Below are 9261 nucleotides of genomic sequence, written 5' to 3' on the forward strand. Positions count from 1 at the left end.
ATCGTCACCAACCCACACCGGACCATTCTCGTCGAAACCCATCGCTCGGCTCTCGCGTCTAGCCTTGGTTGCTGCGTGCAAATATTTGTCGACTGCCCAGCGGGGAACTCGCCCAATGACGGCCGTCGATTGCAGCGCGAACACCGAGTGACGAAAGTCTTTGTGGTTGGTGTTGTCGCCCCAGCGTCGTTCCTCCACCTGGAGTATCACTTCGAACAGGTTGGAGCGAGCGGCCCGCCGCTCCCGGCTGTTGGTGACATACGGCGCTAGGATCCCGCCACCACGGCCGCGGCCAAGGTTCCTGCAAGCTTCAGCCAGGGTGGCACGCTGCTGACCTCCATACGGTAGGCGACCGTGACCGCCAACCGCGGCCACCACGCAGGGGTGGCCCGAACACCCAACGGGCGCGACCTTGTCGCTTGGCGACCAGTACGCGCACCACCCCTGGTGGAAGCCTGTCTGACGGTCGGCATCTGCGCTTTCATACGGTCAGAACGGGGTCAAGGCCGAATCGGTTCCACGTGTCGACGTACGAACAACCGGCAAGCGGACAGCAGGAGCAAGTAGGTCGATTTTGCGGCGTTCACAAACGAATCGTCGTTGATGACCAACCTCACATCCACTCCACCCGGAACGTGGGCCAGGACAGTCCGGTCAGTTCCGCTAAGCAATGCCCAGCCAAGGCCATGCTCGAAACCGGAGAGCTGGCGCCAAGTCGCCTCAAGGAATGGGGCCACCCCAACCTGGCTCCTCACGAAGCTGAGCTTAGGAAGCTCGTCGACCACGTTGACCTTCTGCTTCGTCCAATCGAATGTGCGGCCGAGCGCCGCCGCCTCGGCCCGATACGTCGCGAGCGATCCCTGCGCGATCGCCTGCTCGCTCTTCTCGATGGCCTCTCGGATCTCAGGAAAGGCTTTGAACGCTGCCCGATGCTTGCGCTGCTCGTAAGCGTCATGGACCTCGCACCGGAGCCCGCGTGCTCGCCTCTCGCGTCCGTCGGCAGGATCTAGGATCCACGCTGCCAGGAAGGACGTCTCGAAGACAGGACGAAGCAGGCTCCACGGTGCCCACGGGGTTGCGCCGTGCCGTTCCAGGAGCGCGAGGAGCGCCTCGTGATTGTCCCTTGCGACGCCGAGGTAGCGCGTCACACCCATGTAGGTCCGAGGGCCGGCCACCTGCGCCTCATCGAACGCTCGCGCAGACAGCACATGGTTCGGTCCCAGGGCCGGCAGGTTCTCAAGAGTCCTGAATTCCTCCGCGATGGACCGCCAGTACTCTGGGAGATTGCCGAGGTCCATCGACTCGCCCGTTGGCGTTGAGGCTCGCACGAGCAGGATCGTAGTCCCCGGCCGCCGCGGTCACGGACTGAACCCCAGGTGAAGAGACCATGCGAGGGTGGTCCCCGAGCGCATTGGAGTCGGCCAAGGATGGTTGGGTTCAGGCGTGCCAAGTCCATCCGACCGCTTCTAATCCGTCGGACGTTGGGCCGCCGACCGTGGGCTGGCGTCAGACGCCAGAGTCTATTTCTGGCTCCTTCACGGCAGGCTGAGCCGACTTCGGGTCGACCGCCCCGGAGCGCAGCAAGCTCTTGAGGCGATCCCTGTAGAGAATAACCTCTTGGTAAGTAAGCGTCACAGGATCGCAAGCCAGCCGGGGCGGCGAGCCCGCGGCGCTTAGCCGGGTTGCGCCACTGTCGCTGACCAGTCGTGTGCCGTGGGCGAAGGCATTCCTGACAACTGCCAGTTCGACAGCTCCGGCCCTGCCATCCAAGACGTCCGACCAGTCGCGGCCATTCGCTATTAAGAGCTGATTCCCCCAGGCCTCAATGCCGCCCGCGTTCCGCGCATCGATGCTGAGGTGTGCGCACGCCGCGGCCTCCGCAAGAGCGTAGTAGTGGATGAGCACTGACGCATGCAATGTAACCTCGTCATCCACAGCGCTTACATGCTGACTTAGCGAAACCTCGTATCGACTGGCGCCATTCATCGAGGTGATCATGACGGCATCGGGGTCAGCCAGTTCCAATGAATGCCACAGACTGCGCTCTCGCGCGAACGCCAAGCGAGCACTTTGCAGAAATCGGGTCAGCGCCCCCCATTCGGTCCATACCGTTGCCACTTGGCCCCCTCGATTGAGTCAGGAGAGCAGCCTACTGCCAGGCTGCTGGCCGTCCTCGACTGCTGCGCTGGACCGGTGTGAGTGAAGGACGCCCGGGATGACCAGTCCACGTCATGTCAAGTCATCTGCCGCCTTGGTTCCAGCATAGTAGCCGCTCAAGAACGCGGCTGTTAAGCCTCGGAAGATTCCCGTGTGATCTCCAGCAAACCATATTTTTTGACCCGGCACACGGAGATCACCATCGAGGACCGGGTAGTAGCCAGTCCCTTCGATCGTTGGACCGACTACCGCAACATTCTCTTGTGCCCGGAGCGGAAGACGACGAAGCCCGGAGCGAAGGAGAGCGTCGATTTGCGGGCCAATCCACTTCATCCCGTCCTGCAAAAACTCATCGAGAGTGGTCCTGAACGGCCCCACGGCTCCAGCAAGTAATGAGTCAATCTCCGCACGGAACGGAGAATCAGGTTTCGGCTCGGATTTGAGTCGGAGGTTAAGTCCCACGTTCGAAACCGCAGTAGGCGGCCCATCGGACCGACCCGAGTAACTCATCAGTCCATGGAAGCTAGTGCCGATTACCTCGCCGTTGCGGCATGTGCAGAAGGTTCGCCATTCGATGTCCGGGTCACGATCCGTCCATATGAATTTTGGGTCCAGATTATCATGCTGCTGGAGAAAGAATTGATCATCCAACATTTCTAGGCGGACTCCAACCTCATAACGGCGAAACGCATGTGGAGCCACACGCTCCAGACTCGAACTGAGGTTACCAAAGCGCCCGCCAGCGGCCACTAAAGCCCTTGCACTGATGACATGAAGGTTGCCATCGGTATCCGAAATATGCGCCGTCAGATCGCCAGAGTCACCTTGGATGGAGTTCACCGTCCATCCTAGTCGAAGCGTGGACGAGAGAGGCTCAACGAGTTCTGAAATGAGTTTCAAACGCGTATCGAGGTCGAGCATCGCCGAGTCATACTTTTTCTCTATAACATGGCCCATGGCTTTGACATGCTCGCTGGCCCTAGATGTAAGAGACTCAGGGAACGGAGGGACGGCTAGGAGGCCGGAGAGATTCCTTGTCAGCCAACGGTACCCTTGCCTCAGAACCTGAGTGTCGTCAAGAAGCCAAAGGGCCGTAGCGGACGGATACCACGAGAACTTTCCATCCGAAAATGGACCTGCGCCACCCACACCGGTAATCAGATCTTGTGGATCATTCCGGTCTCGGGATAAAATTGGCTTTCCGGTGTCCACCAACAGAACATCGAGCCCAGCGTCCACCAAGGCCGTCGTCGCTGCTATTCCAGCCGGACCAGCCCCGAAAACGAGAACATCTGTCCCATGAGTCCTTCCCGGAACCGCCGACACATCATCGTTAGCAGTCAACGTCAGGCCTCTGAATCTTAACCTCAGAGCATAGCTTATCTATTTGCCGCTGAAGATCCGCGTCCCTGTTGAGCGTGGATGCTATTGGCACAACGATGCTCGCCAGAAACACGACAGCCACCAGCAAGACCGCGAAGAATGCGTCTCGCCGAGTGTTGTTTGCCTTCTGAAGACGTTGATTATCAACATACAGATCTCGCAACGATCCGGTAGGAACGCCCCACAAACTATTGGTGTACTGTCCGAGATCCTTCTGTGCTGGCCCTGTGGGATTGGGCGCTTGGCTAGGCGACGTACGCTCAAAATCGATCGACCACATCGGCTGCTCGAAGGCGATAGTGCGATCGGAGTTCGACAGGTTGAACAAGAGGCCGAAGAGTCGTGTATTCGAGCCTGGTTCGATCTGCGGTCCGGCCTGAAATACGAGCCCGGACAGGGCCGGCCTGATCTTCAGGCCCCAGCGTCCATATATGTTATTCGGCAGCTTAACGAGCTCGCGCGTGCTAACAAGTGCGCACCCATAAGGCGGAAGGCGTAACTGGCGGACTCCGCTAGAGCAGTCCTTAACTTCGCCAGGCTCTGTAATTAGCATGTACTCGGCTCCGAGCCGGAGATTGTAGCTCGTCTCGTCATAGAACTCCGCTGGCGCTGCGGTGCCCTGGTCATCGAGAATCACTAGGGCCAGCGACTTGATCTCGGTCCGCGTCAGCATCTTCCTCTTCCTTGCCCTGCCGGCCCCATCGGAGCGTTCCACACTGCCTCGGAGCCATGGCCGACCACTAGTCCTGGCACGAGCAAGCGACTTGGCGAGAGTCTACCGACGGGCGGGCGCGTTGCGCCCCGGCACTGTACAGTTCTGTACATGACTGACACATTGCCGATCACTGAGGCCCGCGGCCAGTTCGGCTCGCTGGTCCGCCGGGCGTCAACTCGCCGCGAGCGGACCACGATCACCGACCATGGTTTCCCGGCCGCGGTGATCATCAACGCGCAGGAACTGGCCGACCTCGAAGACGATCTGGCCGTCGCTCAGTACCAGGCGGAGAAGGCAGCCGGCACGCTTCGGACCGTCCCGAACCAGGAGGTTCGCGAGCGGCTCGGGCTGACTGAGGCGTGACCTATGAAGTCAACTGGAGCGAACGGGCACTTGACCAAGCGGCGGGGTTTCTCAAGGATGACCCGTCCGGCCTGGAACAGCTTTTCGACGCAGTCGATCTCCTCACCGAAGATCCCCGGCCGGCTGGCACGACCGAGTACGGCTCGCCGGATCTACGACGGCTCCACGTCGGCCGTTACCGCGTGCTGTACGACGTGAGCGACTCCACGGTCACCGTCGTAGTCATCCACGCTGGACGGCTGGGCTGACGAGACAATCTGACAGAGAATACGGCACGATGGCCGCGTGCCAGCCAAACGCCAGGTGCCTGCCCAGGCCAGCCCGCCTATACCGGAAGGCGAGCGCGTCGAGCGACTGCGGACGGCGCTCGACGCGCTTGAGTTGCTGCTCCCCCGGCCGGTTCGGAGCCGTCGAAGGACTGGCCCGAGCACACTGATCAGCTTGGCGAAGCCCTTGTCGCCGTACGACGCCTGGCCGGAACGTTCGAGCCTCATGAAGGCGAGCGGAAGTTCCCGCGATCTCGCTGCGGTCATTGCTAGCGAGGCTTTCGGCTCTCCGGGAGTCTCGTTGCACTCCTCGAGTTCATCGAGACGACTTCCCTGGGGCCTCCCGGTACCAGCGCACATAGCGCTCAAGGACGTCTGCTCGAGACTTCACCGTTGGGCCGAGTCGCTCATTCAACAGGGATGCGTCCGCGCTTGACAACTGAACCAGTGGTCGTCGGAGACGGAAGGCCCAATGGCCGCCGGGCGCACCCGAAAGCGCGTCAAGCTCCGCTGTCAGGTCCGCCAGATCAAGGCCTTCGCCGAACGGAGCGAGGGACTTGATCTGCAGGTCACAGCCGATCGGGAACTCGCGCCCCGAGAAGACCATTGGCTCTGGCAATAGGTGGGTGATACTTGCCACTGTCGCCCGGCCGATTATCCGGCCACGGTCGCGGCCCGGGTTCTTGAAGCATCCGCGCGTTGTGTAGATGTACAGGCGATCTCCGACATCGAGCCTTCTGACCTCAGGGCGACGAGCGTCCGGGAAGGCAGTCCGCTGCTCAGCCAGAATCCAGCCGAGCGCCTCGCGGTCTCCGATGACCAACAGGTAATCCGATGCCATAGCCACACACTACGGTCGACCGCCTACTGCCAAGAGAGAGACACAGCGCACGCTCGCCCGATCCCCGTGCGGGACAGCCGAGTAGCCTCGGCGGCCCGCTTGGCGATGTCCGCCTCGATACGCCGAGAGTGGGCCTAGATTGCTACTTCGTACAAGACCGGTCAACTGAGACCGGCGAATTCTTCATTGATAGCTGCTGGAACCAGGGCGTCTATGCGGCCAGGCGCACCAGACCGCAAGCTCTCTGCGCCATGCAGGAATCGTAGAGTCCTTGCTATCGATCTTTGAATGCTGATCGGCGGCAGATCAACCACTTGCTCGAGAAGGCGTGATGCATGTACACGCTCCCGCCGAGCGCCGATGCCTCGCGATTCACCTCGAAGGCTGCGCCAGAACGGCTCCGAAGTGATGAGCGAGCCGAAGTAGTCGACGTCAACCTGTGCCATGTCTATGTCGAATGTCGGGAATTCAGGCGAGAGATACCAGCCATCGAGATCAGCTGGTACCACGGCAATTGCTCCTTCCCAGGCCTTCAGACGACTCATCACGACCTGACCTTTGCGAAGTCGATGGAGAGCCCTGTAACTAGTGCCGGAACCGGCAAGGGGACCGCGCCGAAAGATGCCGCGGCCGAACGAGTAAACGCCGGCGATATCGTACGAAGCGCTATCCTGCACGGGCACCTCCTCGTTGCGATTCGTGAGTACCTCAGCCAGTCGAAGGCGTCGCCAACCCGCCGATGCCTTTGCGCTCTCCGCGATGTCCGGTTGGGTGACAGCGGAAACGGCGAGTGCCGTGCTCAGCAGAGATGCGTGTTCGACACGTCGACGAAGTTTACTGGCGGAAGCCTCAAGCGCTTGTAGGCGATTGGCGACCCTCTGTTGTTCATCGATCGACGGGAGCGGGATCTCCAGCGCCTCGAATCGGCTTATGGCCAGCGTGCGATTGCGGTCGGCCGATCCGGGCGAAGACTGCTGGATTAGCTGAAGGCCGGAGTCGCTGAGGAAGTACCAGCGAGCCCAACGGACATCGATCCGATCGTCACATGGCACGTAGGTCAAGAAGCGGTTGGACGCGACACAGCCAGCGTCCTCATCGGTCGAGACCGCTACAGCCCCCTCCCAGCCTTTGATGTTGCTCACGACCAGTCGCGCGGGAACGACCTCGAAGAACCGCAGTTTTCCGAGCTGATTCCCCAGTGTCGGATCGTAGTGAAAGATGCCCTTACCGAACGAGCGAACGCCGATTGACACGTATTCTTTGGTCGGGTCGGGGTCGACCGGGCGCCGCTCCAAGCGCAGCACATCGCCAACCCGCACTCGCTCGACTATCACTGTGCGTCCCCGATTCCTTCCTCGAGCTGCTCGAGGAGTGCGATGATCTCGCGCTCGGTCTGCACGAGCTCGGCCAACAGGTCAATCGGCGCGCGGTGGGTGAGGTCCTCGGGCTGGTTCGGGTTACGAAGGTCCAGGTTGTAGCCGTTTGCCTCAATGTCGGCGATCGGCACTCGCCATGCACGCTCATTCTCGACTCGCTTGGGCCACCATGCCTGGCAGTCGGCGAACTCCTCGAACCGCATGGGCTTGGTCTTAGAGTATTTTTTCCGGCCTTGCGGTGGCCGGATCTCATAGAACCACACGTCCTTAGTCGGGCCAGTCTTGTCAAAAAACAACAGGTTCGAGGGGATAGCCGTGTACGGCTCAAACACACCCTCTGGGAGGCGGATGACGGTGTGGAGGTTGCACTCCGTCGCTAGTTGCTCCTTGATGCGTGCGCCGACACCGTCGGCGAACAGCACACTGTGCGGCACCACGATTCCGCACCGTCCTCCATCTTTGAGTTGGCGGATCACAAGTTGCAAAAAGAGCCACGCAGTTTCGGCGGTCTGTTTGCCGGCGGGGAAGTTCGCCTGGATGCTCACCTCTTCGGCTCCGCCAAACGGCGGATTCGTGAGGACGATATCGACGCGCTGCCCTTTGCCGATCTGAGTGATCGGGCTGGCGAGCGCATTACCCCGGGCGATACTTGGGTGGCCGACACCGTGCAGAACGAGGTTCATCATCCCGAGGAGGAATGGCAGAGGCTTCTTCTCGATGCCACGAAGGTTGCTGTGCAGTGTTCGCTGCTGCTGCGCGGTCTTGACCCGCGGAGCCAGGTGCTCTAGCACCTCGACGAGGAACCCGCCGGTGCCGCACGCTGGGTCAAGGACGATCTCGCCAAGCTTGGGGTCGACCTGATGGACCATGAAGCGGATGATTGGCCGCGGCGTATAGAACTCGCCCGAGTCGCCAGCGGCATCTCGCATCTCACGCAGCATTGACTCGTAGACGTGCGCCATCGTGTGGATGTCGTCGGACGATGTGAAGTTGATTTCGTTGACCTTGTTGACGACATCCCGGAACAGGTAGCCGGATACCATCCGGTTGGTGGTTTCCTTGAAGACTGCGGCGACCACGTCACGGGGGTCGTGCGCGCCGGTGCCGCTCAGGCCACGGAGGTACGGCAGAAGCTTCCCATTCACGAATTTAAGGAGCGCCTCGCCAGTCGGCCCATTGGGGTCGTCTGCCCAGTCGCGCCATCGGAAAGGGCTCTCGATTGCGGGTCGGAATCTGTCCTCTGTAACCTCGCGGCTCTCTTCGAGGCCATCGAATGCCTTGAGGAACAACAGCCACGCAAGTTGCGGGATACGGTCAAGGTCACCGTTGAGGCCGGCATCTTTTCGCATGGCCTCGCGGGCTGATTTGATGACGGCTGTGAGTGTAGCCTGCGGCGACATCTTCGCTGCCGGCTTCGATCGGACCAACGTTCAGTTCTCCTCTTATTTACGCGACATATACAAGCTCGCTGAGACGCGATACAGCCGATCGGAGCGCACGGACGGAGCCGAACCGGCCAGCGATCTCGGCCGGTGTCCCGAGCGACGAAAATGGTGGGACCTCAAGGACGCCGAGATCGTCGAGTTCGGTGATCCCCTCCTGCGCGTACTTGTCGAGAAGGTACGTAAGCACCTGCCGGGCGGCGGGCTGGAACGCCTCGAAGAACTCGACGTGCTCGCGGCGAACGCGCCGTGCTCGCTCGACACGCGTCGCGAGTGGCTGATTCCATGCGACATGCACGAGCACGTCAAGTGGGTCTGCTTCGCCGAGCCCTGTCCGTTCGACCAGGTCGGCGGAGTCGATGCCGTGACTGCCGAGTGCGTCGAGCACATCGTACCGGCCAACACGGCTGGCCCACTTGGATCGAAGATCAGCCGCATCGGGGAATAGCGAACGCACCGTATCGGCCACGAAGTCCCGATACTCGACGAGACGGAGCCGCTGCGTGGCCGGATCGAGGTGATAGGTGGCCTCGGCGGTAACCCACACCTCCGCATCGTCGACGTAGAACTTCCTCGACGGTTGCTCGTCGAGTTCCTCCGGAGAGATGCCGACCGGGCTATCACCGGTCTCGGTCTCCTCAGGCGCATCCGAAACCGGCTCGGCTTGCTCAACGACGGTGTCTTCGGTGATGTTGCCCTGCTCGTCTATCTTCTCTTG

10 protein-coding genes are annotated in these 9261 nt (G+C 61.0%); 2 read left to right on the forward strand and 8 right to left on the reverse strand.

The features are described from left to right. The 4 genes from VFG33_RS05975 to VFG33_RS05990 all read right to left on the reverse strand — a co-directional run. On the reverse strand, nt 1-210 hold a 210-nt coding region (locus tag VFG33_RS05975), incomplete at its 3' end, for a hypothetical protein (protein WP_325023244.1). 290 nt (nt 211-500) lie between these two features. After that, a complete protein-coding gene (locus tag VFG33_RS05980; RefSeq protein WP_325023246.1) occupies nt 501-1328 on the reverse strand; it encodes a hypothetical protein in 828 nt (275 codons plus the stop codon). A 178-nt stretch (nt 1329-1506) separates the two neighbouring features. Next, nucleotides 1507-2118 carry a hypothetical protein gene (locus tag VFG33_RS05985; RefSeq protein WP_325023248.1) on the reverse strand — a complete coding sequence of 204 codons (612 nt, stop codon included), beginning with the start codon at nt 2116-2118 and terminating at the stop codon, nt 1507-1509. Between the two features lie 111 nt (nt 2119-2229). Beyond that, nucleotides 2230-3078, reverse strand: coding sequence for a hypothetical protein (locus tag VFG33_RS05990; RefSeq protein ID WP_325023250.1), 849 nt, complete (start codon nt 3076-3078; stop codon nt 2230-2232). A 1285-nt stretch (nt 3079-4363) separates the two neighbouring features. On the opposite strand from VFG33_RS05990, the gene VFG33_RS05995 reads away from it, so the two are divergent. Together VFG33_RS05995 and VFG33_RS06000 are read left to right on the forward strand one after the other, a co-directional pair. Continuing rightward, on the forward strand, nt 4364-4618 hold the full coding sequence (locus tag VFG33_RS05995; protein WP_325023252.1) for a type II toxin-antitoxin system Phd/YefM family antitoxin: 255 nt from the start codon (nt 4364-4366) through the stop codon (nt 4616-4618). Further along, nucleotides 4615-4866 (forward strand): type II toxin-antitoxin system RelE family toxin, encoded by a 252-nt coding sequence (locus tag VFG33_RS06000; protein WP_325023254.1) that lies wholly within the window; start codon nt 4615-4617, stop codon nt 4864-4866. Before VFG33_RS05995 ends, VFG33_RS06000 begins: the two co-directional genes overlap by 4 nt. A gap of 334 nt (nt 4867-5200) precedes the next feature. On the opposite strand, the gene VFG33_RS06005 is transcribed toward VFG33_RS06000, so the two are convergent. The 4 genes from VFG33_RS06005 to VFG33_RS06020 all read right to left on the reverse strand — a co-directional run. After that, nucleotides 5201-5725, reverse strand: coding sequence for a hypothetical protein (locus VFG33_RS06005; protein WP_325023256.1), 525 nt, complete (start codon nt 5723-5725; stop codon nt 5201-5203). 161 nt (nt 5726-5886) lie between these two features. Continuing rightward, nucleotides 5887-7044, reverse strand: a complete 1158-nt coding sequence (locus VFG33_RS06010) for a restriction endonuclease subunit S domain-containing protein (protein WP_325023257.1) — start codon at nt 7042-7044, stop codon at nt 5887-5889. Between the two features lie 11 nt (nt 7045-7055). Then, complete coding sequence (locus VFG33_RS06015) at nt 7056-8528, reverse strand: class I SAM-dependent DNA methyltransferase (protein WP_325023258.1); 1473 nt, start codon at nt 8526-8528, stop codon at nt 7056-7058. Between the two features lie 19 nt (nt 8529-8547). Next, nucleotides 8548-9261, reverse strand: a 714-nt coding sequence (locus VFG33_RS06020; RefSeq protein WP_325023260.1) for a type I restriction-modification enzyme R subunit C-terminal domain-containing protein, incomplete at its 5' end; no start/stop codon positions are given.

The organism is Kribbella sp., from assembly GCF_035687465.1.
Classification (GTDB): Bacteria; Actinomycetota; Actinomycetes; order Propionibacteriales; family Kribbellaceae; genus Kribbella.